A 19,154-nucleotide genomic window follows, 5' to 3' on the forward strand; every position below is an offset into this window, starting at 1 on the left:
CATTAGGAAATGGATTGCAGGCAGTCGGACGGACATTTGCGGCTTCAAAATTGAACCGCAATATGAAGCAATTACTCCGGCATTTATCCATACTAATTTTACTGGTGGCCTCTTTACAGGCCCTGGCCAATGACCCCGAAGAGGGCAATGGCATTATCAAAGGAAAGATCAGCACGGCCGATGGCCAGCCCGCTGCTTTTGTAACCATTCAATTCAAAGGTTTAAAAAGAACAGCCGTAACTGCGGATGATGGCAGCTTTATCGCCAGGAACCTGACGGCTGGCACCTATCAATTGGAGATATCGCTCACGGGCTATGAAACTACTACGCAAACGGTGATCGTAACTGATAAAGAAACCATTGCTGTTTCCATAGAGCTAAAGTTGTCGGAGAAAGAACTGGAAACGGTGACGATTACCAGTGGCCGGCGCAAGTTTGTTCGTAAATCAAGTGATTATGTTTCGCGCATGCCGCTGAAGAATATGGAAAACCCGCAAGCTTATTCTACGATCAGTAATGAGCTGATGAAAGAACAGCTCATTGTGAATGTGGATGATGCTTTGAAAAATGCACCAGGTATTGATAAGTTATGGTCATCAACCGGTCGTGGTGGTGATGGTGCTGCTTATTTTACCTTAAGGGGATTTGTGGTACAGCCATCCATGATCAATGGCATTGCCGGTTTGAGCAATGGCGGTCTTGATCCAGCGAATATTGAAAGGATGGAAGTGATCAAAGGCCCATCGGGTACTTTGTTTGGCAGCAGTCTTATTTCTTTTGGCGGCCTGATCAATATCGTTACCAAAAAGCCTTATGATCGTTTTGGTGGAGAGATTAGTTATACCGGCGGCGCTTTTGGCCTCAATAGGGTAGCGGCCGATTTCAATACGCCCCTGGGAAAGGACAGCAATGTATTGTTCCGGGTAAATGCTGCTTATCATTATGAGAACAGCTGGCAGGATGCCGGTTTTAAGAAATCGGTATTTGTAGCGCCTTCGGTGATCTATAAAGCCAGCGACCGGCTCAATTTCCATTTCAATGCAGAGTTTTTCAGCAGTGAAGGTACCAACCCACTGATGGTATTCCTGAATCGTACGCGTAAATTGGTTGCTACCACGCCCAATGAATTGGGTATTGACTGGAAGCGTTCTTTTACGGCCAATGATATTACGATCAAAACGCCTACCATGAACCTCTATGGCCAGATGAACTATAAAATATCGGACCAATGGACTTCACAAACGATCGTATCGCAAAGTGTGCGAAAATCACAGGGCTTGTACTCTTATGTGATGTTCCTTGGCGCCACGGATACCCTGCTTAGCCGTTATGTAGGTTCGCAGAACTCGACCGGCACCACGCTGGATATACAACAAAACTTTATTGGCGATTTTAAGGTATTGGGCATGCGCAACAGGTTGGTGGCCGGCCTCGACTACTTCAGCAACAAGGGCAATAATAACCAGGCTTATGCGCTGTTTGACCTGGTGAACAGTGTGAAGACGGATGATGTACGGTATGGTCAGCTCAACAAAGCGGCAGCAGATGCTAAGGTTGCGCTGATAACGCCTTCCAAAAATATTACTACGCAATATACTTATAGTGCTTATGCATCGAATGTGTTGAATATAACGGATCGGCTGTTGGCCATGGTAAGCCTGCGGGTAGACCGTTTTGACAATAAAGGCACGTACAATATTGGCAATGGTAAAACCACCGGCGTTTATGCTCAAACAGCTTTCTCGCCCAAGTTTGGCCTGGTGTACAGTGTGGTGAAAGACCAGGTGTCGGTATTTGCCAACTATATGAATGGGTTTAAAAATGTGGCAGCTGCCACACAACCGGATGGTAGTGTGAGCAATTTCAAACCACAACAAGCCAACCAGTGGGAAGGGGGAGTGAAGATGGAGCTGTTTGGTGGTAAACTGGCTGGTACGGTGAGCTACTATGATATTTTTGTCACGAATGTCACGCGACCTGATCCCGAGAAAGCAGGTTATACGATCCAGGATGGTAATGTGTTTAGCAGGGGTATTGAAGCAGATATCATTGCCAATCCAATACCTGGATTGAGTGTAATTGCCGGCTATGCTTATAATGAAAGCAAGAATGATAAAACGGATAAAACCACGGTTGGTCTGCGGCCGGTAGGTGCGGGGCCGCAAAACCTGGCCAATGGATGGATCAGCTATACTTTATTGAATGGAGATCTTAAAGGGCTGGGACTTGGTTTTGGTGGTAACTATGCCAGTGTGAACAAGATCACGAATAATACGACCAATGGGGTATTTGCCATTCCTGAATATACGGTGTTCAATGCTTCGCTGTTTTACAATGGCAGTAATTTCCGGGTTGGTTTGAAAGTAGACAACCTGGCGGATAAAGAATATTATAAAGGCTGGACCACGGTAGAACCCATGATGCCCCGGAGGGTGAGTGCGAATGTGAGCTTTAGGTTTTGATCGGCAGTCGTGAATCGGCAATCGACAATGGTGAATCAATGTCGTTTAAGCTTGTCGCTGCTTTAAGGTGAGTCACGCTGCCGCCCGGCTGATACAGCGCTGCAGAGTGGCCCACCTTTGTAACTGGTAAATTGCCTGCCAGCGCTCACTGATCATGCCTGCCAAAAACCGGCCCTGGATGGTATTGCTGTACATAGGCAGCAAATGGAGTGTGCCGGTTGCTGCCGGGCCATGTTATCAGGCAATGATTGTGGTGAAAACGGGGTAGGTCATCCAGGCACACATTGAATTACCTAAGTTAAAATTGTTTCTTCAAAGCTTAACGAGGCTGATCAAATTGAAATAATTTCAATTTGATCAGCCTCGTTAAATTAATAGGAACTGGTTATTTAGTATCCGGGATTCTGTCCCAAACTTGGGCAGCGGGCGACTTCCTCTGCCTGCAAGGGGAAGAAATAGAATTGTGGCAGGAATACACGGTCTTCCTTCCAATAACGTTCCATGCGGTATTTCTTACCTCCGATCACGATCTTACCGGCAGGATCTTCTACAGGCCGCATGCCATTGATCATACGCTGACTTTTGGGATAAGGCAGGGCGCATTTCTGTGAACGTTCGTCATTGGTAGCTCCAGCAGCTTTCCAGGCGGCTTCTTTGGCCAACTCTGTGGGACTGGTAGGGTCCAGGTACAGACGGGTGGTAAAGAAACGGTTGTTCTCATAATACAATTCGACCCGGCGTTCGCGCTGCAGGTACTCGTTCATTTTTGCTTTATCTCCTTGGATAGAAGGAGGCACAGGTACCATAAAAGAGCGGGTACGGATGGTATTCAGGATATTGACAATATCGGCAGCAGATCCATTGGTTTCATTCAATGTTTCGGCATAGATCAACATGATCTCTGGAAGGCGGATCAAGGGGAAACTCATGTTAAAAGTGGGCGACCCACCAAAGTATTCTTCGCGGTAAAACTTACGGTGGAAATAACCGGTATAAGTAGACCTATTGACTACGGCGCCTAATTTATCCGCTCCATCTGCAATATTGATCACTGCACTTCTGAAGGTGCTACCATGGTACATGATATCACGGTAAAAGCGGGGATCACGTTGCACACTTTCATAAGGGTTTTTGTCATCATATCCATTGGCTGCTGCATTGGCAGCGTAGATGGGGTAACCATAATTGTCGGGTGCTTTGTATTCATATTCGTCTACCTGTTCCTGTACAGGTGTATTGCGCGACTGGCCGTTGGCCGAAGGGGATAATTGTCACCCTGCCAGGCCTGGTTTTTATCAATGGAATTGATAAAGATGGCTTCGTTCTTAAAGGCATCTATATCATGAAACATTTCCCGCAGCCGGGTATATACCTTATTGTTAGAGCCGCTGACAAAATCACTGGCGGAATATTTGGCATATAAGGAATAGCGGGGTCCGCCATTGGAACCTTGCAGATCCAGAGCAGCTTTGGCTGCATCGCGGGCAATGGTCCAGCGTTCGGGTTTATTGCCATAATCTTTACCGATGCGATTTTCGCTGCCGGGAAAAGTACCACCATTGTATAGGGGGTAGCCTGCATCCAGCGTACGATGGCTTTGACTGACAGGGCGGCGCCTTTTTCTGCCCGGAAGAAATCGGCATTGGGCTGATTGGCGGGCAACAGGGCAATGGCCGAATCCATATCCTTACAGATCTTATCGGCAATTACGTGGAATGACTCACGCTTATAGTTCATATCTTCAGTAATATCACCAGCATGAGCCATGTATACGATCTCGCCATATAACCGGACGCACAGAAAGTGGTAATAACCCCTGAAGAAATAAGTCTCACCCAGGCGTACATTGAGGTCGCCAGTACTTAATGGATTATCGGGTGTTTTGTATTTTCTCACCCCTTCCAATATCACATTGGTTTTACGGATAGCGGTATACAACCAGTCCCACTTGTACTGGTCGCCTGTTGAATTGTTGCCAATACTGGCCGGATTCAGGTTGCCGGTATTGAAATTGGTAGATTGGGCGCTTTGCACACCACTGCCTTCACACTCGTCAGTGGCAGAACTTAAAGAAAAGTGCTGCAGGTAAGCAAATCCCCGGGCAATATTGTGCATATCGCCATACAGTACAGCTACCAGTTTATTGACCTTGGTGTAATCGGCAAAAACCTGTGCTTCAGACATTTTATCATCCGGCCTCCGATCCATGAAATCCCTTTTACAGGATAGGCTTGTCAGGATCAGTACTGAGGTCAAGAGTAATAATTGGTTGTTATTTTTATTGAACATAGCTGACATGATTTAGAGTGAAATTTCAAGACCCAAATTGATGACCTTATTGATGGGATACCAATAACCATCGCTGTTATTGCTGCCGCTGGTATTACCCATTTCCGGGTCAAAATCCAGGTCGCCCAGTTTATCCCAGGTAAAAAGGTTAGAGCCTTGTATATAAAACCGTACTTTTGCAGCTTCCATCTTTTGATCAATGACAGTGGCATATTGTAACCTATTTCCACATTCTTCAAACGGATATACTGACCATCATACATGAAGAAGGAGCTATTGAAATTGTTACCGGTCAGTTTATTGTTCTCGTAAGAGCCATAATGCAGAGCCGGGTATTTGGCATTGGCATTTTCCTTGGCCGACAAACCTGGTCTCCATCTTTGCAGGTGAATGGCTTTTACTTTTCCAATACGATCCCCTTCAGATTGAATATTGGTGATGGCGGGGAAGTCCCATATAGCAGAGGTGGACAGGAAAATAGAACTATTGGCCGCACCCTGGAACAGGAAGCTTAGGTCAAAGTTCTTATAGCTAAAGTCGAAGGGCAGACCAAACTGTATTTCGGGTGTACGGGGATGACCGAGCGCCATCTGATCTTCCAGTTGGGTGATCTTTCCATCTCCATTCAGGTCCTTGTATTTGAGGTCTCCCGGGATGACCCTTCCAAACTGGCGGGCATTGTTGGTAATATCATCCGCCTCCGCCTGATCTTGCACAAACCCATCAAATACATATCCAAATTGCTGACCCAGTCGTTGGCCGGTGCGGTACATCCAGGGATACTTGCGTACTACTTCCCGCATAAAAATGACCTTGTTGCGAGCGAAGGAGAAATTAGGACGTATCCTATAGCTAAAATCTTTACCGATCCTATCAGCCCAGCTTACTTCAATTTCAAATCCCTTGTTGTCTACGATTCCGGCATTGATCAACGGCGCGACCTTACCAAATACCTGTGGGAATCCGATCCTGTTGGGGTCAGCTAAGCTGGTAAGGATATCGTACCGGTGCTCAAAGAATATATCGAAAATTATATTCAGTCGTTTTTCAGGAAAGCGAGGTCAAGACCGATATTGGTTTTCTTTGCTTTCTCCCAGGTAACATCCATGTTAGCAAGCTGATCTTCCGATATCCGGTTACTGGAGTTGTACAGATTGGAGTAGTCTGTGCCAAAGTAGTAATCATTGCTCCCGCCCGGGGCAAAAATTGAATATAGGAAAACCGGTTGCCACTAATCTGGTCGTTACCTACCATCCCGAATGATCCTCTGATTTTCAGGAAGTCGATCCAGGAAACATCCTTCATGAATTTTTCATTGCTCAAGATCCAGCCGGCAGCGATAGCGGGAAAAAAGCCATACCGTTTTCCTTTGGCAAAGTTTTCTGAACCGTTATAACCCATGTTTATTTCACCCAGGAAACGTTCATCATAGTTGTAGGTAGCGCGTGCCGACAAACCCTGGTTGGCAAAAGGCACCTGGTTGCCGATGGTCCTTAGTTCACGGGTACCCAATAACAAACCAGTCACATTGTGCAATCCAAAGGAGCGAGCATAATCCAGCTTAACCATGGCAAACATCCGGGAAGTGTTGTTGCCATTGTTCAGGCCATTGTTCAGTGTATTGTCTACATCCCGCCGGCCAGTATAAACGCCTTCATATTTGCCGCCATTCATGTATACGTTGGCTCCTGCATTAGGTGCAAAATAGGCGTAAGTGGCATATTGCTTATATCCATCTTTGTCAATAGCAGTTGACCGGTCGATGGTGGAGATATTGTTGAAATCATAAGAGAAAGTACCTTCTATCTTCAGGCCTTTGGTAATGGCATCAAGTTTAAGCCCCATGATAAAAGCACCCTGCATGGCTGTACTTTTCTCTTGTGAAAATCCGGCTCTTGACAATTCACCCAATATATTCCACCGGTACAAAGCGTCTCCAAACAACATGCCATTGGGGAAGTTGGCAATTTTGCCAGCGTTGGCCGGGTTGTTATTGTTTTGCAAGGTGATGGGGAGATAAGGAGCCTGGGTATTGGCCAGCATAATGATGTTCTTCACCGTTGGCAAAGAGTTATCGCGGTTGAATACACCAGGCGTATTGCGATCACCGATCTGGGCGCCCAGGTCCAGGCGTACATACCAGTTGTCGGTAACATTGATATCAATATTAGACCTGAAGTTATACCGTTTATAAGCGGAACCGGTATTGTATTGATCGTCTATAGTATGGTTGAGGTTACCCTTCTGATTCATATAGCCGGCCAAAACAAAATAACGGGCCCTGTTGGTACCGCCTGCAACGGTTAAATTATAGTTCTGCATCCAGTTGGGCTTAAAGGCATAGTCCAGCAGATCCAGATTGTAGCCCAAACCATCGGAGTTATCACCTTTGGCTTTCCGGAAATTCTCAATTTGCTGATCACTGAAAAGCCCCAATGATGCTGGATTGGCCCCGGGGTTATCATTCAACCTGGCTTCATTGTACAACATGGCATAATCAGCAGATCCTAAATATTCGGGCACTTTGATCAATGAACTGCGGGCTACGGAGCTTTTAAAGCTCACCACGGCTTTATCAGATGTTTTGCCCCGTTTGGTCGTCACAATGATTACCCCATTGGCGCCCCGCACCCCATAAACGGCAGTAGCAGAGGCATCTTTCAGGATGGTAAATGTTTCAACTTCATTGGGATCGAGGTTACTGAAGTCACGTTCAATACCATCCACAATAACAATGGGGGCTGTACTACCACCAAAAGTGCCGGAGCCGCGTATCAGCAGCGTACTTTTGTCGTTACCAGGCTCACCACCGGAAAATTGGCTTGCAATTAAGCCTGGTAACCTGCCTGCCAGGGCATTGGTCAGGTTGGAAGCAGGGCTTTGCTGCAGCTCGCGGGAAGTCAAAGTGGTGACAGCACCGGTAACCGTTACTTTTTTCTGTGTTCCATAACCCACTACCACTACTTCATCCAATTGTTTGGGCAATGGCGCCAGCTGAACGGCTAAGCTGATCTCTTCCTCTTCATTGTATTGGTAGCCGGTCAATAATTTCTTTTCATAACCCGCGTAAGAGAAGGCAAAGCTGTAAGGCCCTCCAACAGTGAGGGTGCTCAATGCAAAGATCCCTTTCTCATCGGTTTGAACTGTTTTGCTAAAACCAGCGGCTCTGTTTTGGATAGTAACAGATACTCCCGCCAGGGGTTCTTTTTCTCATTTTGAACAATTCCCTTTAGTGCATCCTTTTTTTTTTGTTGAGCATACAGTTTGCCCGTGAGCAACAACACGGTTAGCAGGCAAACAAATGCGCGTGCATGGGTAAAATTTTTCATTTTATTAGTTTAGGTAATACAATGTCATCCCCGGTTTGGGGTGTTCCAATATTGGCTTTTGTCAGGCTATTGTTTTTTTTTGTTATGAAGTAAACTTCTTCCTTCTTAATAAATTGTAGATCATTGAGCAGTGTAATGGTATTTAATACATCTTCCAGTGTGCTTTCCCTGGCAATGGTTCCTATGAACTTTTTATTTTGTATGGCTGCTGTGTCATAGCTGATGCGTACCCGGTACACTTCACTCAGCTTGTTCATGACGGTGATAAGGTTTGTATTCTTGAAAATGATGCTTTCGGCTGTTTCTTCAATACCTCCGGTGGCAACAAGGGAGGGATGCTTTTTAGGTATGGCTGTTACAGTAGGCGATTGACTGGTTGTAACCCTTGCCAAACTAACGGCCGTATAATCAAAAGAGCATTGATCGCCTGGCGCCATGTACAGGGCATTATTGGCCTGCCGCAGGTTCTTTACTACGATACGTCCCGTATACAATTGTACATGGGCCATTTTATCAGCCGTATAAGCCTTGATCCTAAAAGAGGTGCCTAAAGCGGTGGTCGAAAATCCATTGGCAAATACGGTGAAAGGCCGGTCCTTGTCTTGGGCCACTTTGAACAGGGCTTCACCGGTAAGGTGTAGGTCTCTTTTATGTGCGTCGAAGGGCTTGATGTATTTGACGGTACTGTTCTTTGACAGTATGATCTCGGAGCCATCTTCTAATCTGTAACTCATTTCTTTTTTGGTGGTATTGGACAAAACGATCTCTTGTTGGATTACCCTGGCTTGTGCTGGCGGGGTATTTTTTTCAGGTAAGGGCTGGTGATCCAATTGCTGGTACAAAAGCCATCCTGCCACGACTACCAGCAGGGCGGCAGCTACTCTTAGCCACCCCCTGGTAAGGCGCCTGATGATACCCGGCTGTTGGCGTTTTTTGATAAAGGCAAGCATTTCCTGGTTGATATGGGCGGGCACCTGCTCATGGGTTTCAAAACTTTCCCATTCCGCCTCACTGAAAAATTCATCCAGCAGGTGGGGGTGGGCGGTTAGAAGGTCGGCTACCTGTTGGGCTTCAGCAGCAGGTAATTTATTGGCAAGGAACAGACTGATCTGTTGTTTCGTTATTTCCATCGATATATAAATACGATTGGAAGTAAAAATGTACCTACCGGTAATAATCTATTAACATAAGAATTTTGAAGCTAGCCTGGGAAGGGCGAAAGTGTACTGATAAAAAGCGCGGTATGTATGTGAATTTTAATGGATCAGCAGTTGGCTTTTATAATGAGGCAAATGAGCAGGGTAGGGATGTCTGCATTTTTTTTTGATCTCACTGAATGCTTTGTTCAATTGATTTTCTACGGTTCTTTTGAGATGGCCAGCAGGTCGGCTATTTCCTGGTTGGTCAATCCCTGCAACCTGTATTCGATGATCTTTTGCGGATGGGAGGAAGTGTTTTGATCTCCCGCTTCAGGTAAACTACATGTTCATTCTCTTCTTCTCTTTCCTGCTCGGCAATGGTATGGAGTTCTTTTTCCGGCACATTAATGATCCTGTGCTGGGCTTGTTTTTCAGCACATCAATAAGAGAGGTTTTGGCAATGCGGAAGATCTGTAAGGACAGGCTCAGGTCGGTCCTTAAGCTGGCGCGGTAGCGCCACAGTTTAATAAAGGTATCTTGTACCAGGTCTTTGCAAACAGACTGGTCTTTGATGCGCTTTAAAAAATAGAAATATAACTTATCCCTGTAAGTATAATACACAGTTTCAAAGCTCACTTCTGAACCATTCAGGAGCTTTTTGGTAATTTCGATTTCCATCGCAGGCAGTTAGTTAGATGGGCCTAAATTACATTTTCTCCCCGAAATTAAAATTACCAGATTGTTACCTGGCCTCGCAAAATGCTTTTAGCTCGGCCGTTCCCGGATCAGGGTTACATTAACCGGGATGCCACGGGCTATATAAGTGCCTGTTTTGGAACCTCCATAGATCACTTCTTTACCAGGAAACAAGCCACCTACCTTATGCAGGTAATCGCCCAGGTCGGATTTAATGAGATTGGTAATGAGGTGAAAATACACTTGGGTAATGGGCTGGTCGGGATGCTGCTTTTCAAATTGGGTGCATATTGCTTTCAAGGTTTCTGTCTTTACATTACTGCCCAGGTAAATAGAGGGGATACAATTTTTTTTGAGCATATACTGCATGAATAGCAGGGGTATCTCATGTCGCTCACCAAGTAGTGTATATAATAATACCCGGCGCCGGGTTTTAGGCACCGGGCGTTCGAGAGTATCTATTGCTTTCAGTATTTTTGTATCCTTGTTGGTACAGGAAGGCAACCCTGAGCAAGCGTTTCAGGTCGTTGTTGTCATAAAGCCGGTGGTTACTTTGCTTGCGTCTGGGGTTGAGGATGCTATGCCGCTGTTCCCAAATGCGGAGTGTATGTGCTTTAATACCAGTAAGGTTTTGGACGTCGCGTATGGAAAATAATACCATAAATAGGTAACAAACCGGAAGATATTACAACTAATAGAACTGTTCAAATACTTTTTAGCCTCCAAAAATGGACCACCCGGAGGGGGCAATATATTCGTAAAATCCTGGTTAATACCCTGTTTCAATGAGAATTAATATGGTATTTTTGCCCGGAATTTTTTAAAAAGCACAGCATGAGTTCACACGATCTGACCGTTATCATTATTATCTCGCTGCTGATTGTACTATTGCCTGCCGTAGGATTGTATAAAATGTTCCAAAAGGCGCGTATTCCGGCCTGGAAAGCATTTGTACCCTTCCTGAATACCTGGGAAATGGTAAAGGTATCGGGGCTAAAAACGCATTGGTTTTTCTGGCAGTTCATCCCGGTGGGAGGCTGGTTTATCAGTTTATGGATACTGGTAGAGTTTGTTAAACTTTTTGGCAAGTTTCGCTTTTTAGAGCATGCCGCTACGGTATTGCTCGGATTCCTTTACCTGCCTGTGATTGGTTTTAGCGCCAAAGAGAAGTATTATGGTCCGGAAATCGTTAAAAAACATAAAAAGACGGCTGCCCGGGAATGGATCGATGCCGGGGTATTTGCTATTGTAGCAGCTACACTGATCCGCACTTTTGTATTTGAGGCCTATACGATTCCCACCGGATCCATGGAAAAGACCTTGCTGGTGAATGATTTCCTGTTCGTGAGCAAGCTTAGTTATGGTCCCCGTATTCCCAATACCCCTGGCGGTACCTTTTGTACACTATGAACTGCCCATTACGCATAGCAAGTCGTATTCCGAATTGATCCACATTCCTTATACCCGCTGGTTTGCCAGTCCGGTAAAACGGAATGATGTGGTGGTGTTCAATTTCCCTGCGGGCGATACGGTGATCAACCTGCCGGAATTCCAATCCAAAAACCCTTATTATGATGTAGCCTGGGAATTGGGTAACCGCAATATGGACGTGGGCCGTCAGGTTATCCTGAATGATCCCGAGCAGTATCCCTTCATTGTGCGCCCTGTAGATAAAAAAAGAGAATTATATTAAACGATGTGTGGCGATTGCAGGCGATACTTTGCAGATCATTGATGCAGTATTGTACATCAATGGTAAAAAGCCTTCCTGCCGCCCAAGATGCAGTTGTATTATGATGTTGTAACAAAGGGCCAGCAACTGGACTTTGATGTACTGAAAGAAGAGTATGATTTTGACAAGGCTGATGAATCGGAGATCATTCCACTGGGCGGCAACCGCTATCGCATGCTGCTAACCAATGAAGCCAAGGATAAAATGATCAAGAATGGCGTGGCCGATAGCTTTACTGTATTGAAGCAACAGGATTCCAAGATCTTTCCGCGCGATGGTAAACACCATTGGCAGGTAGATGATTTCGGACCACTGTGGGTGCCTAAGAAAGGGGCTACCATTACACTTACGGACGATAATTATGCCATGTATGAGCGGGCCATCCGGGTATATGAACACAATGAACTGGAAATGCGCGATGGTAAAGTATTCCTGAATGGTACGCCCACGAATACCTATACCTTTAAAATGGATTATTTCTGGATGATGGGTGATAACCGCCATCAATCACAGGATAGCCGTTTCTGGGGTTTTGTGCCTGAAGATCACGTGGTAGGTGAAGCATGGCTCATCTGGATGAGCTGGGATAAGGGCGTTCGCTGGAGCCGTATGTTTAGCAGTATTCATTAATAGATCAGTCGGTAAGACTGGAAGTCCGGAAGTCCGAAAGTATTTCGCTGATTGGTAAAATACTTGCTGATTTCCGGGCTTTTTCTTTCCTGACTAATAAAATGATGTTTCGGGCCTACTGTTTTCCTGACTTTCGGACTTGCCGGCTTTTTCGACTTCCTGACTTTTCTGTCTTTCCGTCTTCCGGACTTTTCCGTCTTCCGGACTTTTCCGACTTCCCGACTTTCGGACTTTAATTGTACCTGACTTTCCTTAAATTGTAAGCATGAACCAAGCAGAATACAAATTTTCTTACGACGTATATGATTCCATTGAAGACCTGCAAAAGGAAGATGCCTTTTTATTGAAAGAAGCCCGGCAGGTGACACAAAATGCCTGGGCGCCTTATTCCCGCTTTAGGGTGGGAGCGGTAGCCCGGTTAAAAAATGGGCAATTGGTTATTGGTGCCAACCAGGAGAATGCTTCTTATCCGGCGGGCCTATGTGCCGAAAGTGTATTGTTGTCAACAGTAGGTGTTATTTACCCTGGTGAGGCCATTGAAACCCTGGCGGTGAGTTATGAAGGTGATGGCGTTCCCGCTGATCATCCAATAAGCCCTTGTGGCATTTGCCGCCAACGGTTGCAGGAGTTTGAACAACGCACCCAACATCCGGTGCGGTTGATATTGGCCGGCAAAACAGGCAAAGTGTATATTATCCCCACAGCCAGTATGTTGATGCCGCTGGCCTTTACTGGGGATGAACTTGACATACAGTTATAAATAACTATTTCAGTCTCCATTATTTATCATTTCTTCTTGTAGTAAAATTTGCGGGCATCTATCCCGTTTAATACGGCAGAATAAGTAATTTGTACTTTATATTAGTTTCGCTTGCTTATGGGGAGACTCCTTTTATTGGTATGTTCTTTATTGATTGCCCACAATGCTTTCTGTCAGTCGCATGGATTAAGGTTTTCCAGTCATGAGGTTGTTCCTGAAAAAGAACCTCCCTTAACCTGACGCCTAAAGCCCCCTATGCTTTAAACAGCCAACCGAAATAAGCTTCGATCTTGGTTTTACGCCCAACCTGGAAACCTACTTTGGCTATATCATGCGCCTGGTGACCAGTAATAACCAGAACATCGATATTGTTTATAATCAGAAATTACAGAAGTTCAACTTTGTGATCGGGGAAACGGTTTCCGGTGAATTTACCATTGATTCACTCCACTTGTACAATCAATGGAACCAGTTTAAACTTACGCTGGATGGACAAACACAGGATACCCGTTTTTACCTCAATAACCGGCTGATAGCTACGGGTAAGGCCAATATTTCACAAGCTGCTTGTTATCGGGTCTTTTTGGTACCAATGATCTATCAGGGTTTCAAATAACCGATATCCCGCCTATGAATATCAAGGATATCCGGATTTCGACAGGTGGTGTGCCAGTGGCTTATTACCCCCTTTCGGAAATTGATGGCACGGAAGGAGTGGATGAAATAAAGAACCGGGTGGCGGTGGTTAAAAACCCGGTATGGATCAAACCACGCCATCAAAATTGGGTGGGGGCCGTAACACTGGATACGCGGGGTGTGGCCAGTGTAGCTTTTGATAAGAATAGTGAACGCCTCTATATCGTTTCATCGGATTCATTGTATCAATATTCTTTTAAGCAAAGAGAACTGACAGGATTAAGACTATCTATGGGGCATGATACCTTACCACCCGGTAACCAATCTATTTTTAGTGCAGCCGGGAATACCTTATATAATTTTAATATTGACGAACAGGCGATAAGCGCCTGGTTGCCACAGGCTGGTAAATGGGATTTGAATTTTAAAGGAGGACCATTGACGGTTTATTGGCAAGCCAATAAATTTCTATCACCGGTAGACAGCTCCTTATATATTATTGGCGGGTATGGGCAATTGCAATACAGGAATGAAGTACAGCGCTACCATTTCCCGACCAGGGAATGGGAGCCGGTAGACCCCGACGGTGATTTCTTTATGCCCAGGTACCTGGCTGCGCTGGGCGTCAATAATGCCGGCGATACAGCTTATATTATGGGGGATTTGGCAGTAAAACTGGCGACCAGACGATCAACCCGAAATACAATTATGAGCTGATTGCCTGGTCCGTGAAGAGTCATTCATTTAAAAGTATCTATCACCTGAAGGACCCGGCGCAGCAATTTTGTTTTGCCAATAGCCTGGTGATTGATCCTGCTACCCGCGATTTTTATGCTTTGATCCATCCGATCGACCGGTTTAACTCGGTATTGCAATTAATGAAAGGGTCACTGCAATCACCCGGGTACCAGTTGATGGGAGATACCATTCCTTATGCCTTTCACGATATTGAATCCTTTGCCGATCTGTATTATTGTCCGGCCAGTAAGAAACTGGTGGCGGTAACTTTGTTCACCAACAAACAGAATATTACCCGGGTAAAGGTGTATACCATCGATTTTCCGCCCAACAAAATAGCGGTGGCGCCGCCGCAAAGGCCAATGCTTCGCGCGACTGGATCTGGTTCCTGGGAGCCGGTTGCCTGGTGGCTGCCGGTGTATTGCTGATGATGTGGCGAAAGAAAAGGGCGGGTCAACTTGCGCAGCAGGAAGTACCGCAGTAGCCTGTTTTGTCCGGCAAAATACCCACACCGGCCATCTTAGGCTATGAGGCGGCTGACCAGGGAGCACCAGCCGGCAATAAAGACCGTGCTGCTATTTACCTGTTTGGTCAATTAGAGGTAATTGACAAAGAAGGGAACGTTATCACCAAAATGTTTACGCCTATACTGAAAGAGTTATTCTTATTGGTACTGGTTTATACTTTTAAAGATGGCAAGGGCATTGCCTCTGAAAAGTTGTATGAAACCTTGTGGGGGATAAACCCATCAAGGATGCCCGGAACAATTTTTCCGTCAACGTGGTAAAGCTAAAGGGTATCCTCGAAAAAGTGGGGAGTGCCATATCGGTAAAGAATCGGGCAGGTGGAAGCTGGATATCCTGCATGATTCTATCCGGATAGATTACCAGCATTATATGGAACTGGTAGCTACTAAAGGCCCCATCAACAAAGCTTATGTAAACCCGTTGATGCAAATGGTAGGCAGGGGGCATTCCTTAGCACCATGCATTACAGTTGGCTGGGTAATATTAAATCGGAAGTATCGGGCAAAACCATTGATACCTTACTACATTATATATCCACTGCCGACCTGGCTGCAGAAGCTGAGTTTATTATTAAGGATACCAACTGCATCTTCTTTTTTGATCAGCTCAATGCAGATGCCCTGGCCTGAAAATGCAAATGCCTGGTATTGTTAGGCCGGCATGGTATGGCCAAAGACGCCTACCTCAAGTTTACCAAAGAATACCGGGAGAATGATGGACAGGATTTCGAGCGATCCTTTACGGAAGTAACTGGTTTGTGATCCTGTATTTAATAATAACCGGCTCACTGCCCGGCTTCTTAAAATACCATTAAAGTAGTATTGTTTTTCCCTGTTGGTAATAGTAGATTTGTATTGAAGGTTACACTTCCGTATACCCGGTCATTGTGATTGGTTGATCTTCACTGATTTTTAGCATCCTGCCTTTTCGCCTTTCTACTGTATTGGTTTACATCACCGTAAAACAACATGCCAACATGGAGCAAACACATTCATCACGTGCGGCACTTGCTGCTGCCACCAATCGTGCATCTGCAACCGGAAATTTTTGTCCAGGCTTTGTAATTGCCGAAGCCCACATCCTACAAAAAGAGGGCGGTGTAAGTGTGTCACTTTTGATAAGCCGATTGAAAAGCCCGATATGGCTATCTATAGTCAGGTGGAAGTACTGCAGGGAGGCGGTGTGCCTAGTTGGAACAGTCCGGATATTACCACCAATAACTGGGGGCCATTTACCCTATTGCCCGAGGCCAAAGTCGTTGTCAGGAATATATCTCCTACCGTGCCGGCTGTCAATGCCCTGGTACATTACTATATATCTCCATTTGGTATTGGTACCATCGAACAGTTGTTTGCTACTAAAATGATCTCGCTGGGCCCTGCCAGCCAGGTAGAGCTTAATTTTCCTCTTGACCAAAGTACCCTGAATGGTGATCAACGGGCAGGGGTGCATATAAAGATCCAACACCCCAATGATCCCAACCTCATCAATAACTATGGTTCGCAGGTGCATGATGGCAGCTTTACTACGGAATCGGGCAGAAACTTTTCTATGCATATCCCGGTTTTGAATAATTCCAATTTCAGTCGCCAGATCTTCCTGAGTGTGCTGCCTACCGACCTGGTGGCGAGCATCAGTCCTGCCAGCCATTTTTTTGCTCCCCATGAACAGTTCCTGGCCACCTTGCATGTAGAAGTGCCGGGTTTCCTGCAAGGTACACCTGCTGCCTACATTGAAAAAGAGGTGAGTGTTATTGGCCGGCTGGCCGATAGTTCATTGGTTGGCGGCGTCACCAAATGCTTCGCATAAACAATTAAAACCTCCGGATATGAATGCTATGATAAAATGGCTGAGTACCTACCTGAAACATATTGGCCTTTGCGGAAATACGGGGCTGATAGCGGGAACCCTGGCAGGTATTACGCTTACTATATTGAATATACAATATGAAGGAGCGTTGAGTTTTTCGACACAGCAGTTTTTCCAGGTAACGGTAGCGCTGATCCTGTTTTACTGGATCGTGATCCTTTTTCTGTTTGTGGTGATGGCCCGCCTGAAGTTATCGCAGGTTGCCATTCCCGCGTTCTTTAATGTGATCATCGTAGTTTTTCTCACCACCTATTGGTCATGGAAATGGAATGTTTTTCCCTGGTCATGGCTGTTGGGTATGCTCATAGGCATGTTGATCGGGTATTTGTTATGCAGGTTTTCCAAACTTTTTAAATAAAACAAAATGGCATGTAATCCAATTTTGCCGGGTTGTAGTACACCGGATTCATCCGACATTGTTCCGGAACCGATCACCCAATTTGGTACCATATTAGGCGTCCTGTCTACTATATTGGGGATACTGGGCATTTTAAAAGCGATTGAAGTAGTGGGCGGGGTACTGACCATTTTTGGGTAGCTGTAGGGGCTACCGGTGGTGCGGCGATTATGGCTGGCCTGGTAGGGGTAGCCGGCATTATCATGATTGGCTTATTTGTAAGCGATCGTTGTTCACAGGGTGATGGAGTTAGAAATTGTATTGCGGGTGCAGTCAATGAAATTGTGGGCAGCTTCAGTGAAACAACGGAAGACCTGTTTCCTTTACTGCCATGCACGACCGGCTGGATATTGTTGTTAAATCGCGTTACTGGCCACTCATAGAAGCCAGCGGCGCTTATGTATTTTGTGTTGGCGATGCAATTCCCGGGCGCTCGGAGGTGATGCGGGTATATTATTTCAACCCCCAGGTATGTAATGCTGCCAAAGGTGCTTTGTATGGCGGCATTGCCGGGGCTGTGGTGGGGGTAGTGATCGCAGCCATCCTTATTTCGGGATGCGCAACGGTTATTCTCTGTATTCTGGCCCTGCTGCTGGCAGCCATTATTGCGGCGGTAGCCGTACTGGCAGGGGCCTTTGTGGGTGGGCAGATCGGCAAGGCAGCCTCATCAGATCTTACTCCCGATGATTCTACTTTGGGCACCACCCTGCGTACGGGTGATCTGGTGACAGTGATAGGGAATACGCAAAAGCGGGAACACGACCTGGGGGCTAATGTAATATGGTGGGAGTCTTCGACCTCACTGCATGGCCACGTAACGGATGGCACGCCACAACCTTTTAGTCATTGTGATATAGATGAACAACTTGAAACGGATAGTTGCGGGCTTCCGCCTGTTCCCAAAAACCAGGAACAGCCACCCATTCACTAAAGTACAAAAGAAGGGCGTGGACCGATTCTTCTGCCAACCTGGTAACCTGGGCGGAGCCCAGTGAAACCCTAATCTCATTATTTTATCTAAAAACTTAAAAAACAACCCATTAATTTCTCAATTAATGGGTTTATTAATGCCTTTATTAGTGCCTCCCGGTTTTATTGCAGGTAGATTTTTATTCAACGAAAATGTTTGCCTACAATATGAAACAGCCCTGCTGTTCTCACTTTTCTTGTACCCCATGGCCATCTTATATGCCCGCCAGCCTGCCAGGGCTCCCCGGCAGGTGATGGAAAGATCCAACCTGGAATACGTTGATCCTACCATCGGAAATGTGGGCCAATTACTGGAACCTACCCATCCCACCATCCAGCTTCCCAACCAAATGATCCGGGTAGCACCGCAACGAAAAGATTACCTGGATAACCAGATCACCAGTTTCCCCTTAAACATTGTTTCGCGCCGGTTGGGGCAGGTATTCTCCATAAAGCCCTGCATCAAGCCCCTTAGCCGGGAAAGCTGGCAGGCAAAAATGGCTTATGACCATGACCTGAGATCAACCGCCCCTGGCATTATAGCACGTACCTGATCGACGAGGAGGTGACGGTTGACTTTACACCAGGCAAGAAAACGGGTATTTACCGTTTCCGTTTTCCACAGTCGGCCCATACTGCTATCCTGTTCGACGTATACAATAGCGGCGAGGCGCAATACCGTTTTCCCTCTCCTACAGAAGTAATGGGTATGGAAACCTGGCATGGGGATGTGAAAGTATACCTGTATGGTGTATGGAGTATTGGCGGCACCACAGGGGTATGGGAGAACGGACGATTGGAAGCCAAAACAATATTACGGGCAAGGGAATTAAAGCCTATATCAGTTTTCCGGCAACGACGCGGGAAGTAGAGTTGAGGTATGCCATCAGTTATGTGAGTGCCGGGCAGGCAAAGCTGCATTATGAGCAAGAGGTGAAGGGCAGGAGCTTTCAGTACATAACCGAAAATGGAAAGCAGGCC

The 19,154-nt window shown here is 46.0% G+C and carries 26 protein-coding genes and 1 pseudogene; 17 read left to right on the plus strand and 10 right to left on the minus strand.

The window, feature by feature from the left end; genetic code table 11:
• Nucleotides 1–62 precede the first annotated feature (62 nt).
• On the plus strand, nt 63–2,462 hold the full coding sequence (locus RS881_RS19450; protein ID WP_315822585.1) for a TonB-dependent siderophore receptor: 2,400 nt from the start codon (nt 63–65) through the stop codon (nt 2,460–2,462).
• 389 nt (nt 2,463–2,851) lie between these two features.
• Here RS881_RS19450 and RS881_RS19455 read toward each other — a convergent pair.
• The 10 genes and pseudogenes from RS881_RS19455 to RS881_RS59690 all read right to left on the minus strand — a co-directional run.
• Nucleotides 2,852–3,655 (minus strand): annotated as a pseudogene (locus tag RS881_RS19455) (RagB/SusD family nutrient uptake outer membrane protein); the annotation flags it as partial.
• 20 nt (nt 3,656–3,675) lie between these two features.
• Nucleotides 3,676–3,813, minus strand: a complete 138-nt coding sequence (locus RS881_RS19460) for a hypothetical protein (RefSeq protein ID WP_315822586.1) — start codon at nt 3,811–3,813, stop codon at nt 3,676–3,678.
• Nucleotides 3,798–4,670: a RagB/SusD family nutrient uptake outer membrane protein gene (locus RS881_RS19465; RefSeq protein WP_315822587.1), complete on the minus strand. Its 873-nt coding sequence runs from the start codon at nt 4,668–4,670 to the stop codon at nt 3,798–3,800. Before RS881_RS19465 ends, RS881_RS19460 begins: the two co-directional genes overlap by 16 nt.
• Nucleotides 4,671–4,714: 44 nt before the next feature.
• On the minus strand, nt 4,715–5,683 hold the full coding sequence (locus RS881_RS19470; protein ID WP_315822588.1) for a SusC/RagA family TonB-linked outer membrane protein: 969 nt from the start codon (nt 5,681–5,683) through the stop codon (nt 4,715–4,717).
• Between the two features lie 115 nt (nt 5,684–5,798).
• On the minus strand, nt 5,799–7,949 hold the full coding sequence (locus RS881_RS19475) for a SusC/RagA family TonB-linked outer membrane protein (RefSeq protein ID WP_315824542.1): 2,151 nt from the start codon (nt 7,947–7,949) through the stop codon (nt 5,799–5,801).
• Nucleotides 7,862–8,080: a hypothetical protein gene (locus RS881_RS19480; protein WP_315822589.1), complete on the minus strand. Its 219-nt coding sequence runs from the start codon at nt 8,078–8,080 to the stop codon at nt 7,862–7,864. The genes RS881_RS19475 and RS881_RS19480 overlap by 88 nt, the downstream gene beginning before the upstream one ends.
• On the minus strand, nt 8,077–9,210 hold the full coding sequence (locus tag RS881_RS19485) for a FecR family protein (RefSeq protein ID WP_315822590.1): 1,134 nt from the start codon (nt 9,208–9,210) through the stop codon (nt 8,077–8,079). Before RS881_RS19485 ends, RS881_RS19480 begins: the two co-directional genes overlap by 4 nt.
• Nucleotides 9,211–9,558: 348 nt before the next feature.
• A complete protein-coding gene (locus RS881_RS19490) occupies nt 9,559–9,897 on the minus strand; it encodes an RNA polymerase sigma factor (RefSeq protein WP_315822591.1) in 339 nt (112 codons plus the stop codon).
• Between the two features lie 87 nt (nt 9,898–9,984).
• Complete coding sequence (locus RS881_RS19495) at nt 9,985–10,275, minus strand: hypothetical protein (RefSeq protein ID WP_315822592.1); 291 nt, start codon at nt 10,273–10,275, stop codon at nt 9,985–9,987.
• A gap of 73 nt (nt 10,276–10,348) precedes the next feature.
• A complete protein-coding gene (locus RS881_RS59690) occupies nt 10,349–10,576 on the minus strand; it encodes a MerR family transcriptional regulator (protein WP_350340142.1) in 228 nt (75 codons plus the stop codon).
• A 173-nt stretch (nt 10,577–10,749) separates the two neighbouring features.
• Between RS881_RS59690 and RS881_RS19500 the strand changes: the two genes are divergently transcribed.
• From RS881_RS19500 to RS881_RS19575, 16 genes are all read left to right on the plus strand, one after another.
• On the plus strand, nt 10,750–11,325 hold the full coding sequence (locus RS881_RS19500; RefSeq protein ID WP_315822593.1) for a DUF5684 domain-containing protein: 576 nt from the start codon (nt 10,750–10,752) through the stop codon (nt 11,323–11,325).
• A complete protein-coding gene (locus RS881_RS19505; RefSeq protein WP_315822594.1) occupies nt 11,276–11,608 on the plus strand; it encodes a hypothetical protein in 333 nt (110 codons plus the stop codon). Before RS881_RS19500 ends, RS881_RS19505 begins: the two co-directional genes overlap by 50 nt.
• Nucleotides 11,609–11,615: 7 nt before the next feature.
• A complete protein-coding gene (locus tag RS881_RS19510) occupies nt 11,616–11,720 on the plus strand; it encodes a hypothetical protein (RefSeq protein WP_315822595.1) in 105 nt (34 codons plus the stop codon).
• Nucleotides 11,696–12,277 carry a signal peptidase I gene (gene lepB / locus RS881_RS19515; RefSeq protein ID WP_315822596.1) on the plus strand — a complete coding sequence of 194 codons (582 nt, stop codon included), beginning with the start codon at nt 11,696–11,698 and terminating at the stop codon, nt 12,275–12,277. Before RS881_RS19510 ends, lepB begins: the two co-directional genes overlap by 25 nt.
• Nucleotides 12,278–12,542: 265 nt before the next feature.
• Nucleotides 12,543–13,037 (plus strand): cytidine deaminase, encoded by a 495-nt coding sequence (locus RS881_RS19520; protein WP_315822597.1) that lies wholly within the window; start codon nt 12,543–12,545, stop codon nt 13,035–13,037.
• Between the two features lie 331 nt (nt 13,038–13,368).
• Nucleotides 13,369–13,653, plus strand: a complete 285-nt coding sequence (locus tag RS881_RS19525; RefSeq protein ID WP_315822598.1) for a hypothetical protein — start codon at nt 13,369–13,371, stop codon at nt 13,651–13,653.
• A gap of 14 nt (nt 13,654–13,667) precedes the next feature.
• Complete coding sequence (locus RS881_RS19530; protein ID WP_315822599.1) at nt 13,668–14,390, plus strand: kelch repeat-containing protein; 723 nt, start codon at nt 13,668–13,670, stop codon at nt 14,388–14,390.
• 11 nt (nt 14,391–14,401) lie between these two features.
• The gene (locus tag RS881_RS19535) at nt 14,402–14,839 is read left to right on the plus strand and encodes a hypothetical protein (protein ID WP_315822600.1); all 438 of its coding nucleotides are present in this window, start codon (nt 14,402–14,404) and stop codon (nt 14,837–14,839) included.
• 62 nt (nt 14,840–14,901) lie between these two features.
• On the plus strand, nt 14,902–15,198 hold the full coding sequence (locus RS881_RS19540; protein WP_315822601.1) for a hypothetical protein: 297 nt from the start codon (nt 14,902–14,904) through the stop codon (nt 15,196–15,198).
• Nucleotides 15,199–15,396: 198 nt separating this feature from the next.
• On the plus strand, nt 15,397–15,567 hold the full coding sequence (locus RS881_RS19545; RefSeq protein ID WP_315822602.1) for a hypothetical protein: 171 nt from the start codon (nt 15,397–15,399) through the stop codon (nt 15,565–15,567).
• A 511-nt stretch (nt 15,568–16,078) separates the two neighbouring features.
• Nucleotides 16,079–16,747, plus strand: a complete 669-nt coding sequence (locus RS881_RS19550; protein ID WP_315822603.1) for a hypothetical protein — start codon at nt 16,079–16,081, stop codon at nt 16,745–16,747.
• Nucleotides 16,748–16,766: 19 nt separating this feature from the next.
• The gene (locus RS881_RS19555; protein ID WP_315822604.1) at nt 16,767–17,165 is read left to right on the plus strand and encodes a hypothetical protein; all 399 of its coding nucleotides are present in this window, start codon (nt 16,767–16,769) and stop codon (nt 17,163–17,165) included.
• A gap of 209 nt (nt 17,166–17,374) precedes the next feature.
• A complete protein-coding gene (locus tag RS881_RS19560; RefSeq protein WP_315822605.1) occupies nt 17,375–17,587 on the plus strand; it encodes a hypothetical protein in 213 nt (70 codons plus the stop codon).
• Nucleotides 17,536–18,135, plus strand: coding sequence for a hypothetical protein (locus tag RS881_RS19565; protein ID WP_315822606.1), 600 nt, complete (start codon nt 17,536–17,538; stop codon nt 18,133–18,135). Before RS881_RS19560 ends, RS881_RS19565 begins: the two co-directional genes overlap by 52 nt.
• 136 nt (nt 18,136–18,271) lie before the next feature.
• The gene (locus RS881_RS19570; protein WP_315822607.1) at nt 18,272–18,727 is read left to right on the plus strand and encodes a hypothetical protein; all 456 of its coding nucleotides are present in this window, start codon (nt 18,272–18,274) and stop codon (nt 18,725–18,727) included.
• 11 nt (nt 18,728–18,738) lie between these two features.
• Complete coding sequence (locus RS881_RS19575; RefSeq protein WP_315822608.1) at nt 18,739–19,044, plus strand: hypothetical protein; 306 nt, start codon at nt 18,739–18,741, stop codon at nt 19,042–19,044.
• Nucleotides 19,045–19,154: the final 110 nt, after the last annotated feature.

Source organism: Paraflavitalea speifideaquila (assembly GCF_032395985.1).
Taxonomy (GTDB): Bacteria; Bacteroidota; Bacteroidia; order Chitinophagales; family Chitinophagaceae; genus Paraflavitalea; species Paraflavitalea speifideaquila.

Excerpts from the sequence above, each read along its gene's own strand:
- RS881_RS19450 (WP_315822585.1), top strand. The coding sequence starts at position 63 with ATGAAGCAATTACTCCGGCATTTATCCATACTAATTTTACTGGTGGCC.
- RS881_RS19460 (WP_315822586.1), bottom strand. The coding sequence starts at position 3,813 with ATGTTTCATGATATAGATGCCTTTAAGAACGAAGCCATCTTTATCAAT.
- RS881_RS19465 (WP_315822587.1), bottom strand. The coding sequence starts at position 4,670 with ATGGATCGGAGGCCGGATGATAAAATGTCTGAAGCACAGGTTTTTGCC.
- RS881_RS19480 (WP_315822589.1), bottom strand. The coding sequence starts at position 8,080 with ATGAAAAATTTTACCCATGCACGCGCATTTGTTTGCCTGCTAACCGTG.
- RS881_RS19485 (WP_315822590.1), bottom strand. The coding sequence starts at position 9,210 with ATGGAAATAACGAAACAACAGATCAGTCTGTTCCTTGCCAATAAATTA.
- RS881_RS19490 (WP_315822591.1), bottom strand. The coding sequence starts at position 9,897 with ATGGAAATCGAAATTACCAAAAAGCTCCTGAATGGTTCAGAAGTGAGC.
- RS881_RS19495 (WP_315822592.1), bottom strand. The coding sequence starts at position 10,275 with ATGCTCAAAAAAAATTGTATCCCCTCTATTTACCTGGGCAGTAATGTA.
- RS881_RS59690 (WP_350340142.1), bottom strand. The coding sequence starts at position 10,576 with ATGGTATTATTTTCCATACGCGACGTCCAAAACCTTACTGGTATTAAA.
- RS881_RS19500 (WP_315822593.1), top strand. The coding sequence starts at position 10,750 with ATGAGTTCACACGATCTGACCGTTATCATTATTATCTCGCTGCTGATT.
- RS881_RS19505 (WP_315822594.1), top strand. The coding sequence starts at position 11,276 with ATGGTCCCCGTATTCCCAATACCCCTGGCGGTACCTTTTGTACACTAT.
- lepB (WP_315822596.1), top strand. The coding sequence starts at position 11,696 with ATGCAGTTGTATTATGATGTTGTAACAAAGGGCCAGCAACTGGACTTT.
- RS881_RS19520 (WP_315822597.1), top strand. The coding sequence starts at position 12,543 with ATGAACCAAGCAGAATACAAATTTTCTTACGACGTATATGATTCCATT.
- RS881_RS19525 (WP_315822598.1), top strand. The coding sequence starts at position 13,369 with ATGCGCCTGGTGACCAGTAATAACCAGAACATCGATATTGTTTATAAT.
- RS881_RS19530 (WP_315822599.1), top strand. The coding sequence starts at position 13,668 with ATGAATATCAAGGATATCCGGATTTCGACAGGTGGTGTGCCAGTGGCT.
- RS881_RS19545 (WP_315822602.1), top strand. The coding sequence starts at position 15,397 with ATGCATTACAGTTGGCTGGGTAATATTAAATCGGAAGTATCGGGCAAA.
- RS881_RS19550 (WP_315822603.1), top strand. The coding sequence starts at position 16,079 with ATGGCTATCTATAGTCAGGTGGAAGTACTGCAGGGAGGCGGTGTGCCT.
- RS881_RS19555 (WP_315822604.1), top strand. The coding sequence starts at position 16,767 with ATGAATGCTATGATAAAATGGCTGAGTACCTACCTGAAACATATTGGC.
- RS881_RS19560 (WP_315822605.1), top strand. The coding sequence starts at position 17,375 with ATGGCTGGCCTGGTAGGGGTAGCCGGCATTATCATGATTGGCTTATTT.
- RS881_RS19565 (WP_315822606.1), top strand. The coding sequence starts at position 17,536 with ATGCACGACCGGCTGGATATTGTTGTTAAATCGCGTTACTGGCCACTC.
- RS881_RS19570 (WP_315822607.1), top strand. The coding sequence starts at position 18,272 with ATGCCTTTATTAGTGCCTCCCGGTTTTATTGCAGGTAGATTTTTATTC.